Below are 24,381 nucleotides of genomic sequence, written 5' to 3' on the forward strand. Positions count from 1 at the left end.
GGCACGGGCTTCGCCCGTGTTCGCGGGCAAGCCCGCTCCCACAGGGATCACGCCAGCTTTTAGAAATTGAGCAAGACAGTTGCTCCCACAGGGATCGCAGGGGATTCCAGACCTGTGCAGTACCTGTGGGAGCCGGCTTGCCGGCGATGAGGCCGGACCTGCAAACACAATATCCAGAGCACCAACCGCTCTGGCTCGCTTCCTGCAGTACCCATCACCATCGGCCCGGAACCCGTCCGGCCACCAAGAAAAACAACAGGTGAATCTATGCCAAGCGATCATTCCGCCGGCTCGCCGGCAGGCTCTTCCGTAGACTTCGAAAAAGTCGGCTCGGACTATTTCCAGCAACGTGAACTGAAAAAAGGTGCCGCCGGCTGGGTCCTGCTGGTCGGCCTGGGCGTGGCCTACGTCATCTCCGGCGACTATGCCGGCTGGAACTTCGGCCTGGCCCAGGGCGGCTGGGGCGGCATGTTCCTCGCCACCCTGCTGATGGCCACCATGTACCTGTGCATGTGCTTCTCGTTGGCCGAGTTGTCGTCGATGATCCCCACCGCAGGCGGCGGCTACGGCTTTGCCCGCAGCGCCTTCGGCCCCTGGGGCGGTTTCCTCACCGGGACGGCGATCCTCATCGAGTACGCCATCGCCCCCGCCGCCATCGCGGTATTCATCGGCGCCTACTGCCAGTCACTGTTCGGCATCGGCGGCTGGATGATCTACCTGGCGTTCTACATCGTGTTCATCGGCATCCACATCTTTGGCGTGGGTGAGGCGTTGAAGCTGATGTTCATCATCACCGCCATCGCCGCCATCGCCCTGGCCGTGTTCCTGGTGAGCATGGTGCCCCATTTTGATGCAGCCAACCTGTTCGACATCGCCAAAACGGACGCCGTGGGCGCCAGCAGTTTCCTGCCGTTCGGCTATGTCGGCGTGTGGGCGGCCATTCCCTATGCCATCTGGTTCTTCCTCGCCGTGGAGGGCGTGCCGCTGGCTGCCGAAGAAACCAAGAACCCCAAGCGTGACCTGCCACGCGGCCTCATCGGCGCCATGCTGGTGCTGCTGGCCTTCGCCCTGCTGATCCTGGTGGTCGGCCCCGGCGGCGCAGGCTCCGAAGCACTGAAAGCGTCCGGCAACCCACTGGTGGAAGCCTTGTCCAAAGCCTACGGCGGTAGCACCTGGATGGGCGGCTTCGTCAACCTGGTCGGCCTGGCCGGGCTGATCGCCAGCTTCTTCTCGATCATCTACGCCTACTCCCGGCAGATCTTCGCCCTGTCCCGCGCCGGCTACCTGCCGCGCAAGCTGTCGGAAACCAACAAGAGCAAAGCCCCGGTATTGGCCTTGGTCATTCCCGGGATCATCGGCTTTGCCCTGTCGCTGACCGGCCAGGGTGACCTGCTGATCCTGGTGGCGGTGTTCGGCGCTACCCTGTCGTACGTGCTGATGATGGCCGCGCACATCACCCTGCGCATCCGCCGGCCGAAGATGGAGCGCCCATACCGCACCCCCGGTGGCATCTTCACCTCGGGCCTGGCACTGGTACTGGCCTGCATCGCCGTGGTCGCCGGTTTCCTGGTCGACCCACGGGTGGTGATTGGCGCCGCAGTGATCTATGCGGTATTAATTGCCTACTTTGCTTTCTACAGCCGCCACCACCTGGTAGCGGGTACACCGGAAGAGGAATTCGCCGCGATCCAGAAGGCCGAAGAGGCCTTGCACTGATCGCCGCCACCCGCCGCGGGGCAACCCGCGGCTCTGGAGAGTCTGTATGGCAAGTTTCGTACACACGGTCGGCCACCTGGTCTACCGCTTCGACAGCCTCAAGGAAGTGATGGCCAAGGCCAGCCCCGCCCGCTCGGGGGACTACCTGGCGGGCGTGGCAGCCGGCAACGACGGCGAACGGGTCGCCGCGCAGATGGCCCTGGCCAATATCCCGCTGACGCATTTCCTCAACGAAGCGCTGATCCCTTACGAAGATGATGAAGTCACGCGCCTGATCATCGACACCCATGATGCACAGGCCTTCGCCCCGGTCAGCCACCTGACCGTGGGTGGCCTGCGCGACTGGCTGCTGAGCGAAGAGGCAACCGAGGACAGCCTGCGCAGCCTGGCACCCGGGCTGACGCCGGAAATGGCCGCCGCGGTGTCGAAGATCATGCGCGTGCAGGACCTGGTGCTGGTGGCACAGAAGATCCGCGTGGTCACCCGCTTCCGCGGCACCATGGGCCTGCGCGGGCGCCTGTCGACCCGCCTGCAGCCCAACCACCCGACCGACGAGCCGGCCGGCATCGCCGCCAGCATCCTCGACGGCCTGCTGTACGGCAACGGCGACGCCATGATCGGCATCAACCCGGCCACCGACAGCATCGCCTCGATCTGCGCCCTGCTGGAAATGCTCGACGCCATCATCCAGCGCTACGACATCCCCACCCAGGCCTGCGTGCTCACCCATGTCACCACCTCGATCGAGGCGATCAACCGTGGCGTACCACTGGACCTGGTGTTCCAGTCCATCGCCGGCACCGAGGCGGCCAACGCCGGGTTCGGCATCAACCTGAACGTACTGCAGGAAGGCTACGAAGCAGGCCTTTCGCTAAAACGCGGCACCCTCGGGCAGAACCTGATGTACTTCGAAACCGGCCAGGGGAGCGCGCTGTCGGCCAATGCCCACCACGGTGTCGACCAGCAGACCTGTGAAACCCGCGCCTATGCCGTGGCCCGCCACTTCAAGCCGTTCCTGGTCAACACCGTGGTCGGTTTCATCGGCCCGGAATACCTGTACAACGGCAAGCAGATCATCCGCGCCGGCCTCGAAGACCACTTCTGCGGCAAGCTGCTGGGCGTGCCGATGGGTTGCGATATCTGCTACACCAACCACGCCGAAGCCGACCAGGACGACATGGACACCCTGCTGACCCTGCTGGGCGTGGCCGGGATCAACTTCATCATGGGCATCCCCGGCTCTGACGACATCATGCTCAACTACCAGACCACCTCGTTCCACGACGCGCTGTACGCGCGCCAGACCCTGGGCCTTAAGCCCGGGCCGGAATTCGAGGCATGGCTGGCCCGCACCGGCATCTTCACCCAGGCCGATGGCCGGGTGCGCTTTGGTGACAACCTGCCGCCGGCCTTCCGCCAGGCCTTGGCACAGCTTGCATAGGGATGACCATGGACCACCGCACGCCTACCCCCGACAACCCTTGGCTGGCCCTGCGCAACCTGACCCCGGCACGCATCGCCCTGGGCCGCACCGGCACCAGCCTGCCGACCGGGGCGCAGCTGGACTTCCAGTTCGCCCACGCCCAGGCTCGCGATGCCGTGCACCTGGCCTTCGACCATGCCGGCCTGGCTACCCAGCTGAGTGACCGCGGGCGCGAAAGCCTGGTGCTGCACAGCGCCGCCAGCGACCGCAACCAGTACCTGCAACGCCCGGACCTGGGGCGACGGCTGAACGAAGATTCGGTTGCCGCGCTGCGCCAGCACGCCCAGGCCAACCCCGGCGGGGTCGACCTGGCCATCGTCGTCGCTGACGGCCTCTCGGCACTGGCCGTGCACCGCCACACCTTGCCGTTCCTTGCGCGCTTCGAGGAACAGGCCGCCGCCGACGGCTGGACCAGCGCCCCGGTGGTGCTGGTGCAGCAGGGCCGCGTGGCAGTGGCCGACGAGGTAGGTGAACTGCTGGGCGCACGAATGACGGTGATGCTGATCGGCGAACGCCCGGGGCTCAGTTCACCCGACAGCCTTGGCCTGTACTTCACCTATGCACCGAAGGTCGGCCTGACCGATGCCTACCGCAACTGCATTTCCAACATCCGCCTGGAGGGCCTGAGTTATGGCATGGCGGCGCACCGCTTGCTGTACCTGATGCGCGAAGCGTGCCGGCGCCAGCTTTCCGGGGTGAATCTGAAGGACGAAGCCGAGGTCCATAGCCTGGAGAGCGAACACAGCACCAGCCAGAAAGGTAACTTCCTGCTCGGAAAAGGGTAAAAAACACGTCATGGAAGGCGGATTGCACTTGCACCGCGCATTGGGCAGCATGCCCTTGAAGACTGATGGCAATCCGCTGTTTCCCCTAACGGACTCTGAGGGCCGCACATGCGCATCATCAAGGCAACCCTGGAACACCTCGATCTGCTTACGCCGATGTTCGTCAAATACCGTGAGTTCTATGGGCAGCTACCCTACCCCGACAGCTCGCGCAGCTTCCTGGAAAAACGCCTGAAGCGGGATGAATCGGTGATCTACCTGGCGCTACCCGATGATGATGACGGCAAACTGCTGGGTTTCTGCCAGCTGTACCCAAGCTATTCATCGCTGTCGTTGAAGCGGGTATGGATTCTCAACGATATCTATGTGGCCGAGGATTCACGGCGCATGCTGGTGGCCGACCACCTGATGCGCGAGGCCAAGAAAATGGCCAAGGAAACCAACGCCGTGCGCATGCGGGTGTCGACCAGTGCGGACAATGAGGTAGCGCACAAGACTTACGAATCCATCGGGTTTCGTGAGGATAACGAGTTCAAGAGCTACATCCTGCCGATCAGCCAGGATTGACCTGCACCGGCCTCTTCGCGGGCTCGCCCGCTCCCACAGGTACAGCACAGCCTTAGCAAGCAGTGATATCCCTGTGGGAGCGGGCATGCCCGCGAAAGGGCCAGTACAGGAATACCCCCTGCCGTAACCCCCCGCTACAAACTCCCCGGGCATGATCCTGACTTAGCCGTATAATGGCCCACCTGTCATGTGTGAAAATTTACCCATTCCCAGGTAACCGAGCCTACGCCCAAGAACACAGGTGCTGTACATGGATTTCAACCCGCTGGACCTTATCCTGCATCTCGATGCCTACCTCGATCTGCTGGTCACCAACTACGGTCCCTGGATCTACGCCATCCTCTTCACCGTGATCTTCTGTGAAACCGGGCTGGTGGTCATGCCCTTCCTGCCCGGCGATTCGCTGCTGTTCATTGCCGGTGCCGTGGCCGCCGGTGGCGGCATGGACCCGTTGCTGCTGGCCGGCCTGCTGATGGCAGCCGCGATCCTCGGCGACAGCACCAACTACGTGATCGGCCGCACGGCCGGCGAACGGTTGTTCAACAACCCAAACTCGAAGATCTTCCGCCGCGACTACCTGCAGCGTACCCACGACTTCTATGAACGCCACGGCGGCAAGACCGTGACCATGGCGCGCTTCCTGCCCATTCTGCGTACCTTTGCGCCCTTCGTCGCCGGCATCGCCCACATGCACTACCCGCGCTTCCTCGGCTTCAGCATCGCCGGTTCGCTGCTGTGGGTCGGCGGCCTGGTGACCCTGGGTTACTTCTTCGGCAACGTGCCATTCATCAAGCAGCACCTGTCGCTGATGGTGGTGGGCATCATCATCCTGTCGCTGGTGCCGATGATCCTCGGCCTGCTGCGTGGCCGCCTGGGCCGCGCGGCCAAGGCGCACTGAAACCTGCCGATGTGGTCGTTCAGCGCCTGGCGGCGCAAGCGCACCTTGGCGCGCTACCCCATCACCGCCCAGCAATGGCAAGCCGTGCGCGAGCGCCTGCCGATGCTGGACGGCATCACGGACGAAGAAGATCGCTGGCTGCGTGAAGCCTGCATCTTGTTCCTGCTCGACAAGCATCTCACCTGCCTGCCCGGCGTCGAGCCGGACGACGAGCAACGCTTGTTACTGGCCGCTCAGGCACAGCTGCCGCTGCTGCACCTGGGCGAGCTGAACTGGTACCAGGGTTTCCACGAAATCATCCTCTACCCCGACGACTTCAAGAGCCCTCAGCGCCACCGCGATGCCAGTGGCGTGGAGCACGTATGGGACGGCGAGCACAGCGGCGAGGCGTGGCAGCAGGGCCCGATCATCCTCGCCTGGAACGGCGTGCTGGCCAGCGGTGGCTGGGAGGCCTACAACCTGGTCATCCATGAACTGGCGCACAAGCTCGACATGCTCAATGGCGATGCCAACGGCCTGCCGCCGCTGCACAGCGGCATGCCCGTAGATGAATGGGCATCCGCCATGCAACAGGCCTATGACGACCTCAACCGCCAACTGGACGCCAACCCCGACGCCGAAACCGCCATCGACCCGTATGCCGCAGAGAACCCCGCAGAGTTCTTTGCCGTCACCAGCGAGTACTTCTTTAGTGCCCCCGACCTGCTGCAACAGGCTTATCCACAGGTCTACCGCCAGTTGTCGCTGTTCTACCGCCAGGACCCGCTGGCGCGCCTGCGCCAGCTGCAGGCCGAACACCCGGAATACCGCGAAAGCCACGCCTGACGGGGCCGCACATCAGGCCAGGCGTGGCATGCCCATGCAGAATGTGCCTATAATCGCCGCCACTTTTTTGGTCAAACACGGGGGCACTGCCCAATGAGCTACAGCAAGATTCCGGCGGGCAAAGACCTGCCGAACGACATCTACGTCGCCATCGAGATCCCGGCCAACCACGCGCCGATCAAATACGAGATCGACAAGGACAGCGATACCCTGTTCGTCGACCGTTTCATGGCTACCCCGATGTTCTACCCAGCCAACTACGGCTTCATTCCGAACACGCTGGCCGATGACGGTGATCCGTTGGACGTGCTGGTCGTTACCCCTTACCCGGTAGCCCCAGGTTCGGTTATCCGCGCCCGTCCGGTCGGCGTGCTGAACATGACCGACGACGGCGGCGGCGACGCCAAGGTCATCGCTGTTCCTCACGACAAGCTGTCGCAGCTGTACGTCGACGTGAAGGAATACACCGACCTGCCAGCCCTGCTGATCCAGCAGATCGAGCACTTCTTTGCCAACTACAAAGATCTCGAGAAGGGCAAGTGGGTCAAGATCGAAGGCTGGGAAGGCGCTGACGCCGCCCGTGCTGCGATCACCAAATCGGTTGCTGCCTACAAGGGCTGATGCCGGTTGCATGAAGAACCCCGCCCAGGCGGGGTTTTTTTTGCCTGATGGATGGCTGGTCGCCCTGGCACTGGATGACTTGCCTGCGCAGAAGCAACTGCCTTGCTCAAATTCTAATTGCTGGCGCGATCCCTGTGGGAGCGGGCGTGCCCGCGAACACCGGCGCAGCCGGTGCCAGCCACCGCGTTGGCCTCTTCGCGGGCACGCCCGCTCCCACAGGAACCGTGCACTTGCTTGGGACAGTAAAAAATCCTACGCAGTCCTACTCCAACGCCCTACAAACAGGCGCCTTTCACACAAGCCTCATCAACATCCGGTTCATATCCTTGCTGGCACCCCGCCGCTACACTCGCCGCCATGAACACATCTGGCGACCGACTCAAAGCCCTCCTCCACGAATGTGGCCTGACCCCTTCCGATTTCGCCGCCCAGCGCAGCGTCACCCCCCAGCACGTCAACAACTGGCTCAAGCGCGGCGTGCCCCTGGCCCGGCTGGACGAAATGGCCGACCTGTTCTGCGTGCATCGTCGCTGGTTGCGCACGGGCGAAGGCCCCAAACACCACAACCCGATCCTGCGCAGCTGCCCGCCAGGGCCGGCGCCCGCCAACCCGCACACGCCGCTGTCGGCGCAAGGCGGCCGGGCGCTGAAGGTGCCTTTTTACGAACTGAACAACGGCCTGCTGTCGCCCGTGGCGGGCAAGCACCTGTGCCTGCCCGCAAAAGCCGTGAAAGGATTGGGAGTGCATGCCGACAACGCCATCTGCCTGGCCATGCCCGCCAGCAACATGACCCCGCTGATTCCGCTGCAGGCTACCCTGGCCATCGACCTGGGCATGACTCGGGTGGTCGAAGGCGAAACCTATGCCCTGCTGCACAACGGCGTGCTCAGGGTTAACAACCTCAGCCTCGGCCAGCACGGCACGCTGTACCTGCACAGCCATGATCGACGCAACTATGCGGTCGAACGCTACACTACCGTTCAGCGCCAGACTCAAAGGCTGGAGATTTTGGGCTGGGTGTTCCACTGGTCGCATTTCCGCCAGCAACGGCCCGACTGAAACAACCTGTGCCATTTTTTGCTGGGCATCCTGCGCGCGCCCTTGTATGCTACGCCGCACATTCAGCCCCGACCGGCGCGAGCCGCGGTCCAGAGGGCTCGGCGATATCCCACACGGGCATCTGCCATTTCTTTCAGGCCCTTGATGGCCACACAGTTAAGGCGATTGCGGCTTACCATAAATTAGTCGGAAGCGTCCCCGAGAAGCCGGCCACAAGCCGGCTTTTTAATGCCCGCCATTCTCATCCTCTGAAACTTTCTGCAGCCTTCCCATGGCCGGGGAATCGGCGCTACGAGAGCGAAAAAAATCTCATTCGCCATTTATCTGACACATCGATAACGCTCATCCGAAAATCGTCGGATAAATGGCGTTTTGCATGGAGCTTTCACCCTCCTGTTCTAGGCTCAAGCCATATGGGAGGAGGTGTAGTCCATGCGCAAATTATTGATTGGCTCGTCGATCCTGGCTTGTCTCGTGGTGTTGGGTGGCTGGTTGAGTCGTCCGCAGCCGGTGCAGGTCAGGCTGCTGGAAGTTGAGCGGGGGCCGGTTGAGACGGTGGTGGCCAACACGCGCGCGGGTACGCTGAAGTCCTGTCGACGCTCGCACCTGTCTTTCAATGTCGGCGGCCAGGTTGCCGAGCTGCTGGTCAGTGAGGGCCAGCGGGTCCAGCCGGGTCAGGTGCTCATGCGCCTTCGGCAGGACGAGCAACAGGCCAGGCTGCAGGAGGCCGAGGCGCGGCTGGAAGCCCAGCGCAATAACCGCGAACAGCGCTGCCAGCAAGCGCTGCTGGACCGACGCGACCTTGATCGCCTGGGCCAATTGGCCGACCGCAAGTTGATTGCCGCCGATCGCCTCGATCAGGCCGCGACCAAGGCCAACCTGGCGAAGCTGATGTGCAGCGCCAGTTCCGTGCTGATCCGCGAGGCCGACGCCAGCCTGCAGCTGCAGCGTTCACTGCTCGAACAGACAACCCTGCGCGCACCATTTGCCGGCATCGTTGCAGAAATCAACGGCGAACTCGGCGAGTTCGTCACCCCCTCGCCGCCAGGTATTCCCACGCCGCCGGCAGTCGACCTGATCGACGACAGCTGCCTGTATGTCGAGGCACCGATCGATGAGGTGGACGCTGCACGGGTTCACCCCGGCACCGCCGTGCGGATCAGCCTGGACGCCTTCCGTGGGCAGCACTTCACCGGCCGCGTCAGCCGCATCGCGCCCTACGTGCGCGAACTGGAGAAGCAGGCGCGCACCGTCGATGTCGAGGTGCGCTTCGACCAGCCGCCGGCAGACCTGGCCCTGCTCACCGGCTATAGCGCCGATGTCGAGATACTCCTGGAGCAGCATGCGGGTGCCTTGCGCATCCCCACCGAGACACTGCTGGAGGGGCAGCGTGTGCTGCGATATGACCCGAGCGCCCGGGTGTTGCGCGAGGTGCAGGTACAAACCGGGTTGAGCAACTGGCGCTGGACGGAGGTGCTTGCAGGGCTGGACGAAGACGCACGCATAGTCGCCAGCCACGAGCAGGAAGGCCTCAAGGATACTGTGGCTGTGATCCCGGTGGATGCCGCGGAGACCGAGAAATGATCCGCTTGCGCGGCGGCAGCCGCAGCTTCCAACTGGGCGAGCAGCAGGTGATGGGGCTGGATGGCCTGGACCTGGACATCGCCGCCGGTGACTACATGGCGGTGATGGGCCCGTCGGGCTCGGGCAAGTCGACCTTGCTGAACATCCTCGGCCTGCTCGATGCGCCGAGCGCAGGCGAATACTGGCTGCAGGGCGAGGCCACGGCGGCGCTGAGCGAGGCGCGCCGCGCCCAGTTGCGCAGCCGACTGATAGGTTTCGTGTTCCAGTCCTACCACTTGATCGCAAGGCTGACAGTGCTGGAGAACATCGAGCTGCCGATGGTCCTCGCCGGCATCGGTGCCGCACAACGGCGCAAGCGCAGCAGCCAATTGGTGGCACGCCTGGGGCTGGGCGAGCGCATCGCCCACCGCCCGGCCGAACTGTCCGGTGGCCAACGCCAGCGCGTGGCGATCGCCCGGGCGATGGTCATGCAACCGGCGCTGCTGTTGGCCGACGAGCCCACCGGCAATCTCGATAGCCAGGCTGGCGCCGAGGTCTTCAGCCTGCTGGAGGAACTCAACGGCGAGGGCCTGACCCTGATAGTGGTGACCCATGATGCCAACCTGGGCGCCCGCGCACAGCGCCAGCTGCACATGCGTGACGGGCGGATCCACAGTACTGCGCCGCAGCGGGCGCTGGCCTGATGCGCGCTGCCGATGCCCTGGGCTTCTGGCTAGGAGCCTTGCGCGGGCATCGCTCGCGCAGCTTGATGCTGCTGCTGGCCATCGCTATCGGGGTGGTTGCGGTCAATCTTCTCACAGGTCTTGGTGCGGGAGCGCGGGCCTTCGTCCTGAATGAGTTCTCGCTGCTCGGGCGCGACATCCTCATCGTTTTCCCGGGGCGCAAGGAGACCACCGGGCGAATGCCGCCACTCACCGGCCTGACGCCACACGAGTTGACCTTGCAGGATGTCCAGGCCATCACCCGGTTGCCGGGCATCCGCCGGGTCGCGCCGCAGCAGGCCGGGCAGATGGAGGTGATAGTCGGCAACCGCAATCGTGAAGTGCTGACGCTGGGCACCACCCGGGACTTCTTCGCCATTCGCCAACTGACGGTCGTACAAGGCCAGCCCCTGCCAACGCTGGACCCTGAGCAGGCCGAGGCCGTCTGCGTGATCGGCGGCAAACTCCGGCGCGAGCTGTTCGGGGCTCGCCCGGCCTTGGGTGAATGGTTGCGCGCTGGCGACCGGCGCTTCCGGGTGGTCGGCATTCTCGGTGAGCGGGGCGAATCGCTGGGGATGGATTTCGCCGAGATGTTGATCATCCCGGTAGCCAGTGCCCAGGCCTTGTTCAATAGCGAGGGGTTGTCGCGGGTGTTTGTCGAGGTCCATGGTCCGAGCTTTCTCGAACGTGGCAAGCAGCTGATACTCGCCGCGCTAAAGGAGCGCCACGAGGGTGAGGAAGACGTCACCCTGGTCAGCCAGGACAGCCTGCTCAGCGCCTTCGACCAGATACTCGCGGTGCTGACCCTGGCGGTGGCCGGGATTGCCGCGATCAGCCTATTGGTGGCAGGCATCCTGATCATGAACGTGACCTGGATTGCGGTCAGCCAGCGCAGCGCCGAGATCGGCCTGCTCAAAGCCATAGGCGTGACGGCGGCGCAGCTGCGCCTGCTGTTCCTCGGCGAAGCGGCGCTGCTGGCCCTGACGGGGGCGCTGGCGGGGCTGCTACTGGCCGAAACCTTGCTCTGGCTGGGGCGCCTGGCATTCGATCTGCCGCTGCATGCATCCTGGTGGGCACGGGCTGGCGCAGTACTGCTGGCACTCGGCACGACGCTGCTGTTCGCCTGGCTGCCGGCCGCTCGGGCCTCGGCGCTGGAGCCGGTGGCGGCGCTACGCCCGCCGGGAGCGCACTGATGCGCTGGCAAGATGGTTTCCGGCTGACCAGCTCGGCGCTGACCTGCCGCCCGCTGCGCAGCCTGCTGACCCTGCTCGGGGTAGCGATCGGCATAGCCGCCGTGGCGCTGCTCACTGCCATAGGCGAAGGCGTGCGCGGCTACGTGCTGGAGAACTTCTCGCAATTTGGTACGCGGATCATCACCGTGCGCCCCGGCAAGACCCAGACCAGCGGCCTCGGCGGCCTGCTCGGCAGCGTGCGGCCACTGACCATCAGTGACACCGACGCCCTGCGGCGCTTGCCGCATGTCGAGGCGGCGGTGCCGATCATTCAGGGCAGCGGGAATATCCAGTTCGGCCAACTGAGCCGGCGCAGCGACATTCTCGGTGGCGGCCATCAGATGGCGCGGGCCTGGCGCATGCAACTGAGCCTGGGCGAGTTCCTGCCGCCGGCGCGTCACGGCCGTTCGCCGCCCTATGTGGTGCTCGGCCATCAGCTGCGTACTGAACTGTTCGGGGCTCGCAACCCGCTGGGTGAGCTGATCCGTGTCGGCGGCGTGCGTTTCCGGGTGATCGGCGTGATGGCGGAGAAAGGCCAGTTGCTCGGCTTCAACCTCGACGATATCGCCTACATCCCGGTGGATTGGGCGGAAAGCCTGTTCAACCGCACCGGTGTGGTCAAAGCCCATGTGGTGTTTGGCGCAGGTACCACTTCACGGGCATTGAGCCGGCAGATTCGCGAGGTGCTCGGCGAACGACACGGTGCGGAGGACTTCAGCCTGACCACCCAGGACGACATGCTGCGCAGCTTCAATCGCGTTCTTGGCACACTGAGCCTGGCCATTGGTGCCTTGGGGGGCATTTCGCTGCTGGTAGGCGCCGTCGGCATTCTCACCATCATGACGACCACTGTGGGCGAGCGCACGGCAGAAATCGGCCTGTTGCGGGCGATTGGCGCCAGTCCGCGGCAGGTACTTGGGTTGTTTCTCGCTGAAGCGACGCTGCTGTCCCTGGCCGGTGGCGTGCTTGGCCTACTGTTGATGGGCCTGCTGCTGGGGCTATTGCACCTGGCCATGCCGAGCCTGCCTTTGGCGCTGCAACCGCTGTTTCTGCTGCTGGCGCTGCTGCTGGCGGCGGTGCTCGGCATTCTCGCCGGCCTGGCCCCGGCCGTGCGGGCGGCCCGCTTGCATCCGGTGGCGGCGCTGCGCATCGAGTAGCGGCCAGGCCAAAGAATCCCCTGATGGGGCTGCAAGGCGGCCACAGATTCTGCATGCCATGCGCTTCATCAGTCATACCCACCACAAGCTGACAGAAAAGTAATCTGAAGCTCAGCCAGCTGACAGCGCAGGTCCGCTAGCGTTAAGGAAGATTGTGGGGCTTCTCGACCCACGGCTGGGGCGTTCAACCGCCTGAATACCAGCAACTTTTCGACTGACTGGACGCAACGGCATGCAAAGCAAAACCACCAGACGCTCCTTCGTCAAAGGCCTGGCCGCTACCGGACTGCTTGGCGGGCTGGGCATGTGGCGCGCGCCGGTCTGGGCCGTGACCAGCCCCGGCCACCCGACTGTGCTGAGCGGCACCGACTTCGACCTCTACATTGGTGAGCTGCCGGTCAACATTACCGGCACTGCGCGTACAGCGATGGCCATCAACGGCTCCATCCCTGGGCCGATCCTGCGCTGGCGCGAAGGCGATACCGTCACGCTACGTGTGCGCAACCGCTTGCAGCAGGACACCTCCATCCACTGGCACGGCATCATCCTGCCGGCGAACATGGACGGCGTGCCGGGCCTGAGCTTCCATGGCATCGCCCCCGACGGCATGTATGAGTACAAGTTCAAGGTCCAGCAAAACGGCACCTACTGGTACCACAGCCACTCCGGTTTCCAGGAGCAGGTCGGGGTTTATGGCGCCTTGGTCATCGATGCGAAGGAGCCTGAGCCATTCACCTATGACCGAGACTACGTGGTCATGCTCAGCGACTGGACGGACGAAGACCCTGCACGGGTGCTGTCCAAGCTCAAGAAGCAGTCCGACTATTACAACTACCACAAGCGCACGGTGGGTGATTTCGTAAACGATGTGAGCGAGATGGGCTGGTCCGCCGCGGTAGCCGACCGCAAGATGTGGGCCGAGATGAAAATGAGCCCCACCGATCTCGCTGATGTCAGCGGCTACACCTACACCTACCTGATGAACGGCCAGGCCCCGGACGGTAACTGGACGGGCGTGTTCAAGCCGGGCGAGAAAATCCGCCTGCGCTTCATCAACGGCTCGGCCATGACGTATTTCGATGTACGAATTCCCGGCCTGAAGATGACCGTTGTCGCGGCGGATGGGCAACATGTCAAACCCGTTGCGGTCGACGAGTTCCGCATCGCCGTTGCCGAAACCTACGATGTCATCGTCGAGCCCGAAAGCGAGCAGGCTTACACCATCTTCGCCCAAGCCATGGACCGTACCGGGTATTCCAGGGGCACCCTCGCTGTTCGCGAAGGCTTGCACGCCCATGTCCCAGCTGTCGATCCACGGCCGATCATTTCCATGAGCGATATGGGCATGGACCATGGCGGCATGAACCACGACAGCATGGCCGGCATGGATCACGGCGACATGGCTGGCATGGACCACGGCAGCATGGCCGGCATGGACCATGGCGACATGGCTGACACCAGCGCGCCCATGCAGAGCCACCCAGAGTCCGAGACCAACAACCCCCTGGTCGACATGCAAACGATGACCCCGACGCCAAAACTGGGCGATCCGGGCATCGGCCTGCGTGACAACGGCCGCCGTGTGCTGACCTATGCCGACCTGCGCAGCACTTTCCCGGACCCGGACGGCCGCGCGCCTGGTCGCACAATCGAGCTGCACCTCACCGGCCACATGGAAAAGTTCGCCTGGTCCTTCGACGGCATCAAGTTCTCCGATGCCGAGCCACTACGCCTCAAGTATGGCGAGCGCCTGCGCATCACCCTGGTCAACGACACCATGATGACCCATCCCATCCACCTGCATGGCATGTGGAGCGACCTGGAGGATGAGAACGGCAACTTCATGGTGCGCAAACATACGATCGACATGCCGCCTGGCTCAAAACGAAGCTATCGCGTCACGGCAGATGCCCTGGGGCGTTGGGCCTATCACTGTCACCTGCTGTTCCACATGGAAATGGGCATGTTCCGCGAAGTCCGTGTGGACGAATGAACTGGAGAATCGAGATGAGCAAACCAACCAAACGAAGCGCGTTTTTCCTTTCTGCCGTGATGGCCGGCCTGTTTGCCGTGTATGCCCCGCCGTCGTGGTCCGGCGACAACCAGCAACCTGCAGATGGCGCAAAAGCTAAGGGTGCTCAAGGCATGGACCATGGTTCGATGAAGGGCATGGATCATGGCGCCATGAAGGGCATGGACCACGGCTCGATGAAGGGTATGGACCATGACGCCATGAAAGGAATGGACCATGGTTCGATGCAAGGCATGGACCACGGCAAGATGATGGAATCGCATAGTGGCGATAAAGCTGAGGCAGGGAAAGATGCTCAATAGCCTGGCACGACCATCGCTGCTGGCATTGACCGTTTCGCTCGGTGTGCTGGGTGCTGCGCCCAGCTTCGCCGCTGAAGAAATGGACCATTCGACGATGGACCACGGCAAGATGGATCATGGCAGCATGCAGGGCATGGACCATGGCGCCATGGATCATGGAGCTATGAACCATGGAACTATGAACCATGGAGCGATGGACCATTCGAAAATGAACCACGGCTCGGCGGATACGCCAACAACCAGCCGTACCCCGATCCCGGTGCTGACAGATGCCGACCGCCAGGCAGCCTTCCCCCCATTGGGTGGGCATCAGGTGCACGACAGTGCGATCAACAGCTTTTTCCTGCTGGACCAGCTCGAGTATCAGGATGCCGATGAAGGTAGCACGCTGGCCTGGGATGCTTCTGGCTGGGTAGGCGGCGATATCAACCGGCTGTGGATCCGCTCCGAAGGTGAACGCACCAACGGTGTCACCGAGGATGCCGAATTGCAGCTGCTGTACGGCCGCTCGATCAGCCCATGGTGGGATGTGGTTGCCGGGGTGCGCCAGGATTTCAAGCCTGAATCCCCCCAGACCTGGGCGGCGTTCGGTATCCAGGGCATGGCGCTTTACGACTTCGAAGCCGAAGCCACCGCGTTCATTGGCGAGAACGGCCAGACTGCCGCGCGCCTGGAAGGCGACTACGACATTCAGCTGACAAACCGCCTGATCCTGCAGCCGACCGCTGAAGCCAATTTCTATGGCAAGAACGACCCTGGGCGCGGTGTGGGTTCGGGCCTGGCAAATACCGAAGTCGGGCTGCGCCTGCGCTATGAAATCGTCCGCCAGTTCGCCCCCTACATCGGCATTACCTGGAACCGTTCCTACGGCAAAACCGCCGATTTCATCCGCGACGAGGGTGGTGATGTGGATGAAGCGCGTTTCGTGGCCGGTATCCGCATGTGGTTTTGAGAACCAGACATGAAAAGAACAATAACAACGCTTGTTGCAGCAGGCGCGGTGGCCAGCGTGGCCGTGCTGGGTGCTGCGTACTCCGGTCTGGTCAACGTCGGAGCCGATGATCCCCATTTCCCCGCCGTGAATGCCTTTCTGGCCATGGCACGGGAGCGCTCGATCGCAGTGCGGGCCAGGGACATCGAGGTGCCAGACCTCAAAGATGAAGCGCTGATCCGTACCGGCGCCGGTAACTACAATGCCATGTGCATCGGTTGCCACCTCGCCCCTGGCGTCGAGAAGACCGAGCTCAGCCAGGCGCTGTATCCATCGCCCCCCAACCTGGCCAAAAGCGGGATTGGTGGCGACCCCGCTGCGGCGTTCTGGATCATCAAGCACGGCATCAAGGCCTCCGGCATGCCGGCCTGGGGCAAGAGCATGGGCGATGAATACATCTGGGGCATCGTCGCCTTCCTGGACCAGCTACCCCAGTTGAACGCCCAGCAGTACAAAACGATGGTCGCGGCCAGTGGCGGCCACCAGCATGGTGGCGGCGAGAGTGAAATGCACAACCATGAAGGCCAGCACCGCGGCAACGTGCCTGGCCACCATGGTGAGCAGGCCTCGGGCGCAGCCCAGCATGATGAGGGGCATTCAAAGGCGCATACTCATCGCGATGGCAAGGCGCACATCCACAAGAACTGAAGGCAAGCACTCACTGCTTCATGCCCAACTCAGCATCATCCATCAGCGCCTTGGCCATCGCACTCAGGTAGTGCGCAGCCCAGATCATCATCGGCTTCTCATCCATCAGGCCGGTGATGGTCAGTTCGCGGACATAGCCCATCAACTCTGAGGACTGTTCGCGGGCGTCTCTGCACGGGATGCCGGGCTCGATGCGGAACAGTGGGTGGGTGCCGTTTTCGCCCTGGTAGAAGGTGGTTTTGCCGACGGTGAATTGGGTGTCTTCTGTGGTCATTGTTGAATCCCCTGAAAATTCTCGACTGCCTGGACAGGCCCTTTCGCGGGTGAACCCGCTCCCACAGGTGCTGTGCAAGTCTTGAAGGCTGTGGTGACCGTGTGGGAGCGGGTTTACCCGCGAAAGGGCCGGCCCAGGCGACACATCAATCAAGCCTCAGTGCAAAGTCCTGGGCCCAGTGGGCATCTGCACCTGAATCAATGCCGATTCCAGCAAAGCCCGCAGCGTCTCCAGTTCATGCATCGACGTCATCATCAAAACCGACGCCGGCGACTTGGGCTGCAGCTGCATGGCCTGATGCACAACGGTCGCAGCGCACAGCGCGTAGTCCGTGGCCTGGGCCAGGGTGTCTTCAAGGGAATGAATATCGTGGGGTGGATCGGGGACAATCTTAAGCATGGTGACACTCTCTATAGGTTGGCTAGAGCTGCCACTCATGACTTGCAGTGTGATGGGTGGCAGCCACGTACGGGTCTGCAAGACCGGCAGAGAGCAAAATCCGGCAGGTTCGAAAACCTCCCGTACGCAGCCACCATTAAGCGCGCGCAATGGCATGCCATTGGCATCGGTGATCGGCATTTTGCTCTGGACAGGCTTGCAGGCCCGGTCGCTTATTTGGCAACGACTGGGCCACACTAGGCCGCCAGGAGCACCACCGCAATGGCTCAAGGGCGCTAGGAAGCTATTTCAGAAATGGCCTACGCGCAACGGGAAAAATCTGATTATCAGAAGTCATACCGCGCCCCAACCATCATGCTCCGCGACGGCCCGTAGAAGTTGAACGTCGAGGTTGACCCCACCCGCGACAGGTAGTCTCGGTCGAACAGGTTGTTGATATTGAAGGTGGCCGTCAGCTTCGAAGTAACCGGATACGACAGCATTGCATCCACAGTCGCATAGCCTGGCGCGTCGATGCGCACACCGCCGTTCTCGGAATAGAAGTTGCTCATCGCCGAAATACCGCCACCAATGGCCAGGCCGTTCAGCGGCCCTTGGCTGATGGTGTACTTGCTCCACAGCGATGCCTGGTTGCGCGGCATGACGAAGAAGGTGGTTTCGGCATCGCCCTTGAGGGTTTCGGTTTCCATCCATGTGTAGCCGGCCAGCACTTCCCAGTTCGGCGTCAGCTTGCCGCTCACTTCCACTTCGGCGCCTTTCACACGGGTCTTGCCGGATGCAACAGAGTCAGTGGTAGCCACGCCGTCGGCGTCATACACGGTGGTCGCGCGGTTCTTGTCGGTCAGGCGGAACACCGAGAAGCGAGTATTCAGGTCGCCGCCGAAGTAGCTGCTCTTGAGGCCGAACTCGTACTGCTCGCCCTCACGCGGCTTGAGCACCCGGCCATTGCTGTCGGTGTCGGACTGCGGCTTGAACACCTGCGAATAGCTAGCGTACAGCGCGTGGTTCTCGTTCAGGTCGTAGACCAGGCCGCCATACGGGGTGAAGTGGCCATCCACGCGTTTGCTGTCGTTGGTGGTGGCGCCGCTGCTGAGGGTGGTGGTGTAGAAGTCACCGCGATACCAGCTGAAGCGGCCGCCGGCGATCAGCGCCAGCCGCTCGACCGGGCGGAAGGTGACCTTGGAGTACAGGCCGTATTCCTCTTCCTGCATACCGGTCTCGGTGCTGTAGTTGGGCGATGGCTTGGCGAACTGCTTCGGCGAGTATGTGTTGACGTTGATGGCGCCCAGGTTGGTAGTGCCGTTGAGGTACTCGGTGTCGTAGTTCTTGTAGTCGCTGCCGACCACGAATTCGCTGACCTGGCCGAAGGTTTCGAACGGCTGGCTGTAGCTGGCGTCCAGCGAGTAGGTGTCCTGGGTGAAATCGCGGGCGCTGGCGCGCTCGGAGTTGGCGCCAGTGGTGGCGTTGGTCGCGGTGAAGGCGTACAGGTAATTGGTGTCCCGGTGCGAGCCACGGGCAGCCACACGGCCATAGCCGCCGTTATCGAAGCGGTGGGTCAGCTCGGCGACCAGGTCGGTGGTCTTGCCGTCGAAGTAATTCCAGTCAGCACCCAGGAACTTCGAATGGCTGAAGTCGGGTACTTCGCCGGACAGCGTTGCCGGATAGCCGTTGTGCGGTGTGATGTTCTTCACTTCATGAATCAGGCCGAACGACAGGGTGGTGGCGTCGTCCAGGTCGACGTCCAGCGCACCGTAGTAGCTGTTGCTGGTGTTGGCGTTATAGTCGACTTCGCCATTGGTGTCGTCACGCGAGGCGATGAAGCGCCCGCGCACGCGGCCGGCATCATCCAGCGGCCCGCTCAGGTCGATTTCTTCGTGGTTGGTGTCCCAGGTGCCATAGCTGCCTTCGACGTGCCCCTGGAACTCGGCGGTCGGGCGCTTGCGCACCATGTTGACGATGCCGCCCAGTTCGCTGGTACTGCTGAACAACCCGGCCGGGCCACGCATGATCTCGATACGGTCGAATGCCGCCAGCGACGGTACTGTACCGAAGATGCTGGCCATGGGTGCCGGCAGGCCGTCGATATTGAACTCGCTGTACTCGTAGCCACGGGCATAGATAGACGATCGGCCACTATCGTTGGTCAGGGTTCGCAGCCCGGCGGTGTACTTGGCCAGGTCATCGAGGTGCACGAACTGGCGGTCCTTGACGTAGTCCTGGGTGTAGACGGTGATCGATTGCGGGATGTCCTTGAGCGCTGCGGGGGTCTTGGTACCCACGGTGGCGGCGTCCACGCTGTAGCCGCCGGTTTCTTCCGACGGCAGCATGTCGTACAGGCGGTTGCCTTCGATGGTCAACGCCGGCAGGTCAAGCGCGCTGTCATCGGCAGACGCCTGGGTCGCTACCGATTCGGCCAGTGCCGACAACGAAAACGGCGCAAGCAACCCCAGCACCAGCCAGCCCCGAACCCGTCGCGAGTCCCCCAAACTTTTGAAACTGCTCATGACACACCTTTCCCCAAATGGTAGTAATTCGCAAACGAAACAAGTTGCTTTTTGCGAACGATACCGAAGGGAAATCGGGGGTGCAGCAGGATTAACCTTCTTAACACATCCAGGCGTTGCCCTCGCCCTGCCGGCAATGGGATGATTTGTAACTGATACGAATTCTCATTCAAGGCTCGCCGTGCCCACCTCACTCCTCCTAGCCGAAGACGACGCACGCCTGCGTCAGGACCTGGAACGCCATTTCCTCAACCGGCGTTTCCGGGTGCACGCATGCGCCACCGGCGGCCAGGCCCTGGTTGCCATACAGCAATCACGGTTTGAGCTGGTGCTGCTGGACATCATGCTGCCGGGCGTCGATGGCCTCAGCCTGCTCGACGAGTTGCGCCGGCAGCAGGCGGTGCCGGTCATGCTGATGTCGGCGCTGGGGGCCGAGCAGGATCGCATCAGTGGCTTTACCCGGGGCGCGGACGATTACCTGCCCAAGCCCTTCAGCCTGGCCGAGCTGGACGCCCGAGTCGATGCATTGCTGCGGCGTGTGGCGTTCGATCGCGGTATGGTGCTGCGTGCCGACGTCGGCGAGGTGATGCTCGATCACGACCGCCAGGACGTTATCCACAACGGCAAGGCTGCCGGCCTGACCGCGTCCGAATTCCGCTTGCTGGCCACCCTGCGGGCCCACCCCGGCGAGGCCTTGAGCAAACCGTTTCTCTACCAGACCGTGCTGCACCGGGCCTACACCCGCCTGGACCGCGGCCTGGATGTGCATGTATGCAACCTGCGCCGCAAGCTGTCCGACATCGCGGCCCAGCACCTGCAGATCCAGGCCATACGCGGCCAAGGGTACATCCTGGTCGACACGGAACAAGCCTGATGCGCCGTCATCCCTTGCTATGGAAACTGGCCGTACTGCAGGTCGGCTTCTGCCTGTTGCTGACCTGGCTGATCTGGACCTGGGGCCTGTCGGTGGAGCGCAGTACCTACTTCCTGTCCCAAGCCGACCAGGACTACCTGGCGCGCTTTGCACAGCAAGCCGAACAGGCCTGGGAGCAAGGCGGCGCGGCGGGTGCCGAAGCCTGGCGCAGGCAACTGGAAAAGGCCGAGGGCACTTGGGTGGCGCTGGTCGGGCCGCATCTGCAGAGCCTTGGCAGCACCCCACTGAGCGCTGAGGAAGCCAGCCACCTGACCTTCATGCGCAAGCTCGACTGGCCTATGAGCCGACGCCTGCAGGATGAACTGCCCTACGTCAGCATCGAGTTCCCGCAGCATCCCGAGCACGGTCGCCTGGTAATCCAACTGCCCGAGCACCTGTTGCCTACCGGCCTGACCCCATGGACCCATGTGATCACCCATGGCGTTGCCCCCACACTGCTCGCCCTGCTGCTGGTTCTGGCACTGTACCGCCACCTTGTGGTGCCACTGAACCGCCTGCGCGACCGCGCCGACGCCCTGCGTGCCGACGACCTCGACAGCCCGGCCCTTCCCCTGCAGGAGCGGCGCGATGAGCTTGGTGAACTGGCGCAGGCCTTCGAGCACATGGCCGGGCGCCTGCGCCAGAGCCTGGAACAGCAGCGCCTGCTGCTACGCACGCTGTCTCACGAACTGCGCACCCCGCTGGCGCGGTTGCGCATCGCCCATGACAGCAGCTTGCCGCCGGCCCAGTTGCGCGAGCGCCTGGACCGCGAGGTCACCGACATGCAAAAGCTTCTGGAGGACACGCTGGACCTGGCCTGGATGGACACCGAACAGCCCAGCTTGCCGACCGAACCGGTGTTGATGGTTTCGGTGTGGGAGGCCTTGTGCCAGGACATCTGTTTCGAAAGCGGCTGGGACCGCGCCCGCCTGCCCTGCTCGCTAGGCACCGACTGCGTGGTGCAAGCCCACCTGGATAGCCTGGCCCAAGCCCTGGAAAACCTGATGCGCAATGCCATCCGCCACTCGCCGGCCGAGGGCCGGGTCAGCCTGGATGGCTGGCTGGAGGGCGACTGCTGGCACCTGCGCCTGAGTGACCAAGGCCCCGGGGTGCCGCACGCCGAGCTCGAACGCATCTTCAAACCCTACCAGCGGCTGGCCGACAGCGGCGCGGGCTTCGGCCTGGGCCTGGCCATCGCCCGCCGCGCCATCGAACTGCAAGGCGGCCGCTTGTGGGCCAGCAACGGTCACCCGGGCCTATGCCTGCACATGACTTTGCCGATGGCCCAGGACTGTTTAGAAAGTTAATGCGCTTTACGCTCAATCAAGACTGATTATCATCTGGGTATTCCTGCCTTGCGCTCCTTGCAAAGCCCTGATGAGAAACCTGATGAGCAAGATGACCCTGACGCTGGCTTTGGTGCTGGCCCTTGCGGCCCCTGCTGCCCTGGCGCAGCCCGAGCATCAACAGAGGATGGATACCTCGCTGCTGCAGCGCCAGGACCTGGCGTACCGCTTCAGCCAGCTCGACCTGGACTCGGCCGATGGCCAGCGTCATTACCGCTTGTGGGTCGGCAAACCAGACCGCCCGGCGCCAGCAGCAGGTTACCCGGTGCTGTGGATGCTCGATGGCAACGCCGCGCTGGGGGCGCTGGACAGCCCGCTGTTGAGCAAGCTTGCCGCCGGCCAGGCGCCATTGCTGGTAGCCGTGGGGTACCAGACCGATCAGCGGATCGATCGGGTCGGGCGTACCTATGACTACACTCCGGCGTTGCCTGGGCAGGCTGAGCAGTTGGACGCGTTGACCGGGCAACCGAGCGGTGGCGTGGACGAGTTCCTCGATCTGCTGAGCGAGCGCATGCGGCCGCTGGTGGCGGGTGTGGCACCGATCGACCTGCAGCGGCAGACATTGTGGGGGCATTCCTATGGTGGGCTGGCCGTGCTGCATGCGCTGTTCACAAGGCCTGGGGCTTTCAGTGCCTATGTGGCGGCCAGCCCTTCGCTGTGGTGGCATGACGGTGCGATCGTGCGTGAGGCGCAGGGGCTTGGCCAGCGCTTGGGTAGCAGCCAGCCTCGGTTGTTGCTGATGCGTGGGAGTGAGGAGCCGGCTAACCCGCGCATGCCGGTGCAAGGGGATGAAGAACGGCCGGCGCGGGAGCTGGTGGCAGACCTGGCCAAGGTGCCGGGGTTGCAGGTACGGTTCGAGCGGATTGACGGGCTGGGGCATGGGCCGATGTTACCGGCCTCGCTGAAGCGGGTGATTGAAGGGATGTCCCGATAACCTGCACTGGCCTCTTCGCGGGTAAACCCGCTCCCACAGAGCCACCACAGGCTTCACCTTCAGTAGCAACCTGTGCCCCACAGGTTCACTCGATCCCTGGGGAGCGGGTTTACCCGCGAAGAGGCCGATACAGGCAGTCTCCCCGTCAGCCCTTCACACACACCACCTGCCGCAAGGTATGCACCACCTCCACCAGCTCCTGCTGCGCGCGCATCACCGCATCGATGTCCTTGTAGGCCATCGGGATCTCGTCGATCACCTCCTTGTCTTTGCGGCATTCCACATGAGCCGTGGCCCGCCGCTGGTCTTCCACGGTGAATCGGCTCTTGGCCTTGGTCCGGCTCATCACCCGGCCGGCACCATGGCTGCAGGAACAGAACGATTCCTCGTTGCCCAGCCCTCGCACGATGAAGCTCTTGGCGCCCATCGAGCCGGGAATGATGCCCAACTGCCCTTTCTGCGCCGACACCGCCCCTTTGCGCGTCACCAGCACTTCTCGCCCAAAATGCTGCTCGCGCTGCACATAGTTGTGGTGGCAGTTCACCGCTTCCAGGCTGGCTTCAAACGGTTTGCCCAGCGCCTTGCGAGCCGCACCGACCACTGCCAGCATCATCAGCTCGCGGTTCTGCCTGGCGTAGTCCTGCGCCCACTCCACCGCTTCGACGTAGTCGGCGAAATGGCGGCTGCCCTCCTCGAAATACGCAAGGTCCTTGTCCGGCAGGTTGGCCAGGTGCTGGCGCATGTCTGCCTGGGCCAGTTCGATGAACAGGTTGCCAATGGCATTGCCCACGCCCCGGGAGCCGCTGTGCAGCATGAACCAGACGCGGTCGGCCTCGTCCAGGCACACCTCGATGAAATGGTTGCCGCCGCCCAGCGTCCCCAGGTGATGACGGTTATTGGTCTTCTCCAGCCGCGGGTACTTGTCGGTGATGGCCTTGAAGCGCCCGGCCAGCTGCCCCCAGGCCTTGTCCGCCTTGGCTGGCACATCGGCCCAGGCGCCCTGGTCACGTTTGCCGAAGGTCTTGCCATGCGGCACGGCATGCTCGATGGCATTGCGCAGGCCATGCAGGTTGTCCGGCAGGTCGCGGGCGTGCAGCGACGTGCGCGCGGCGATCATGCCGCAGCCGATATCCACACCCACCGCAGAGGGAATGATTGCGCCAACCGTGGGAATGACGCTGCCGATGGTAGAGCCCTTGCCCAAGTGCACGTCCGGCATAACTGCCAGATGCTTGAAGATGAACGGCATCTTGGCCGTGTTGAGCAGTTGCTTGCGGGCATCGTCTTCGACCGGGACGCCGTCGGTCCACAACTTGACCGGCTTGCCGCCGGCGACCTGGAGAATGTCCATGGGGCTGTTCCTCGAATGCATACCGGCATGATACCGCCAAAGGTCGTAGGGCCGTGGGT

23 protein-coding genes are annotated in these 24,381 nt (G+C 63.3%); 19 read left to right on the forward strand and 4 right to left on the reverse strand.

The window, feature by feature from the left end; translation table 11 throughout:
• Positions 1-267 precede the first annotated feature (267 nt).
• From eat to IRZ77_RS15410, 16 genes are all read left to right on the forward strand, one after another.
• On the forward strand, positions 268-1,716 hold the full coding sequence (eat, locus tag IRZ77_RS15335) for an ethanolamine permease (RefSeq protein WP_025337550.1): 1,449 nt from the start codon (positions 268-270) through the stop codon (positions 1,714-1,716).
• Positions 1,717-1,762: 46 nt separating this feature from the next.
• Entirely contained in the window at positions 1,763-3,157 is a 1,395-nt protein-coding gene (locus IRZ77_RS15340; protein WP_046615982.1) for an ethanolamine ammonia-lyase subunit EutB, read from the forward strand.
• Between the two features lie 8 nt (positions 3,158-3,165).
• On the forward strand, positions 3,166-3,984 hold the full coding sequence (gene eutC, locus IRZ77_RS15345) for an ethanolamine ammonia-lyase subunit EutC (RefSeq protein WP_085601462.1): 819 nt from the start codon (positions 3,166-3,168) through the stop codon (positions 3,982-3,984).
• A 108-nt stretch (positions 3,985-4,092) separates the two neighbouring features.
• Positions 4,093-4,551 (forward strand): GNAT family N-acetyltransferase, encoded by a 459-nt coding sequence (locus IRZ77_RS15350; RefSeq protein ID WP_003257044.1) that lies wholly within the window; start codon positions 4,093-4,095, stop codon positions 4,549-4,551.
• Positions 4,552-4,801: 250 nt separating this feature from the next.
• On the forward strand, positions 4,802-5,449 hold the full coding sequence (locus IRZ77_RS15355; protein ID WP_046615981.1) for a DedA family protein: 648 nt from the start codon (positions 4,802-4,804) through the stop codon (positions 5,447-5,449).
• Positions 5,450-5,458: 9 nt separating this feature from the next.
• A complete protein-coding gene (locus IRZ77_RS15360) occupies positions 5,459-6,274 on the forward strand; it encodes a M90 family metallopeptidase (protein ID WP_153670953.1) in 816 nt (271 codons plus the stop codon).
• 93 nt (positions 6,275-6,367) lie between these two features.
• Positions 6,368-6,895, forward strand: a complete 528-nt coding sequence (ppa, locus tag IRZ77_RS15365) for an inorganic diphosphatase (RefSeq protein ID WP_003255365.1) — start codon at positions 6,368-6,370, stop codon at positions 6,893-6,895.
• A 357-nt stretch (positions 6,896-7,252) separates the two neighbouring features.
• A complete protein-coding gene (locus tag IRZ77_RS15370) occupies positions 7,253-7,954 on the forward strand; it encodes an XRE family transcriptional regulator (protein WP_196173862.1) in 702 nt (233 codons plus the stop codon).
• A gap of 432 nt (positions 7,955-8,386) precedes the next feature.
• Positions 8,387-9,538, forward strand: coding sequence for an efflux RND transporter periplasmic adaptor subunit (locus tag IRZ77_RS15375; protein ID WP_135002742.1), 1,152 nt, complete (start codon positions 8,387-8,389; stop codon positions 9,536-9,538).
• On the forward strand, positions 9,535-10,221 hold the full coding sequence (locus IRZ77_RS15380; RefSeq protein WP_046615977.1) for an ABC transporter ATP-binding protein: 687 nt from the start codon (positions 9,535-9,537) through the stop codon (positions 10,219-10,221). Before IRZ77_RS15375 ends, IRZ77_RS15380 begins: the two co-directional genes overlap by 4 nt.
• Positions 10,221-11,432, forward strand: a complete 1,212-nt coding sequence (locus tag IRZ77_RS15385) for an ABC transporter permease (RefSeq protein ID WP_196173864.1) — start codon at positions 10,221-10,223, stop codon at positions 11,430-11,432. The genes IRZ77_RS15380 and IRZ77_RS15385 overlap by 1 nt, the downstream gene beginning before the upstream one ends.
• Positions 11,432-12,628, forward strand: coding sequence for an ABC transporter permease (locus tag IRZ77_RS15390; RefSeq protein WP_046615974.1), 1,197 nt, complete (start codon positions 11,432-11,434; stop codon positions 12,626-12,628). The genes IRZ77_RS15385 and IRZ77_RS15390 overlap by 1 nt, the downstream gene beginning before the upstream one ends.
• Positions 12,629-12,860: 232 nt before the next feature.
• A complete protein-coding gene (locus IRZ77_RS15395) occupies positions 12,861-14,621 on the forward strand; it encodes a copper resistance system multicopper oxidase (protein ID WP_196173866.1) in 1,761 nt (586 codons plus the stop codon).
• Complete coding sequence (locus IRZ77_RS15400) at positions 14,618-14,962, forward strand: hypothetical protein (RefSeq protein ID WP_196173868.1); 345 nt, start codon at positions 14,618-14,620, stop codon at positions 14,960-14,962. The genes IRZ77_RS15395 and IRZ77_RS15400 overlap by 4 nt, the downstream gene beginning before the upstream one ends.
• Complete coding sequence (locus IRZ77_RS15405) at positions 14,952-15,914, forward strand: copper resistance protein B (protein WP_196173870.1); 963 nt, start codon at positions 14,952-14,954, stop codon at positions 15,912-15,914. The genes IRZ77_RS15400 and IRZ77_RS15405 overlap by 11 nt, the downstream gene beginning before the upstream one ends.
• A 9-nt stretch (positions 15,915-15,923) precedes the next feature.
• Positions 15,924-16,601, forward strand: a complete 678-nt coding sequence (locus tag IRZ77_RS15410) for a c-type cytochrome (protein ID WP_196173872.1) — start codon at positions 15,924-15,926, stop codon at positions 16,599-16,601.
• A gap of 10 nt (positions 16,602-16,611) precedes the next feature.
• Here the strand turns inward: IRZ77_RS15410 and IRZ77_RS15415 are convergent, their stop codons facing one another.
• The 3 genes from IRZ77_RS15415 to IRZ77_RS15425 all read right to left on the reverse strand — a co-directional run bounded on the left by IRZ77_RS15415 (position 16,612) and on the right by IRZ77_RS15425 (position 19,778).
• Entirely contained in the window at positions 16,612-16,875 is a 264-nt protein-coding gene (locus IRZ77_RS15415; RefSeq protein ID WP_019473937.1) for a DUF3077 domain-containing protein, read from the reverse strand.
• A gap of 156 nt (positions 16,876-17,031) precedes the next feature.
• Positions 17,032-17,274: a hypothetical protein gene (locus IRZ77_RS15420; protein ID WP_046615968.1), complete on the reverse strand. Its 243-nt coding sequence runs from the start codon at positions 17,272-17,274 to the stop codon at positions 17,032-17,034.
• Between the two features lie 326 nt (positions 17,275-17,600).
• Complete coding sequence (locus tag IRZ77_RS15425; protein WP_196173874.1) at positions 17,601-19,778, reverse strand: TonB-dependent siderophore receptor; 2,178 nt, start codon at positions 19,776-19,778, stop codon at positions 17,601-17,603.
• A 181-nt stretch (positions 19,779-19,959) separates the two neighbouring features.
• On the opposite strand from IRZ77_RS15425, the gene IRZ77_RS15430 reads away from it, so the two are divergent.
• The 3 genes from IRZ77_RS15430 to IRZ77_RS15440 all read left to right on the forward strand — a co-directional run bounded on the left by IRZ77_RS15430 (position 19,960) and on the right by IRZ77_RS15440 (position 22,971).
• Positions 19,960-20,652 carry a response regulator transcription factor gene (locus IRZ77_RS15430; RefSeq protein ID WP_135002739.1) on the forward strand — a complete coding sequence of 231 codons (693 nt, stop codon included), beginning with the start codon at positions 19,960-19,962 and terminating at the stop codon, positions 20,650-20,652.
• Positions 20,652-21,998: a HAMP domain-containing sensor histidine kinase gene (locus IRZ77_RS15435; protein WP_046615965.1), complete on the forward strand. Its 1,347-nt coding sequence runs from the start codon at positions 20,652-20,654 to the stop codon at positions 21,996-21,998. Before IRZ77_RS15430 ends, IRZ77_RS15435 begins: the two co-directional genes overlap by 1 nt.
• 82 nt (positions 21,999-22,080) lie before the next feature.
• Positions 22,081-22,971: an alpha/beta hydrolase gene (locus tag IRZ77_RS15440; RefSeq protein WP_153670948.1), complete on the forward strand. Its 891-nt coding sequence runs from the start codon at positions 22,081-22,083 to the stop codon at positions 22,969-22,971.
• Between the two features lie 145 nt (positions 22,972-23,116).
• On the opposite strand, the gene IRZ77_RS15445 is transcribed toward IRZ77_RS15440, so the two are convergent.
• A complete protein-coding gene (locus tag IRZ77_RS15445) occupies positions 23,117-24,322 on the reverse strand; it encodes an RtcB family protein (protein WP_196173876.1) in 1,206 nt (401 codons plus the stop codon).
• Positions 24,323-24,381 lie beyond the last annotated feature (59 nt).

The organism is Pseudomonas pudica (genome assembly GCF_015680405.1).
Classification (GTDB): Bacteria; Pseudomonadota; Gammaproteobacteria; order Pseudomonadales; family Pseudomonadaceae; genus Aquipseudomonas; species Aquipseudomonas pudica.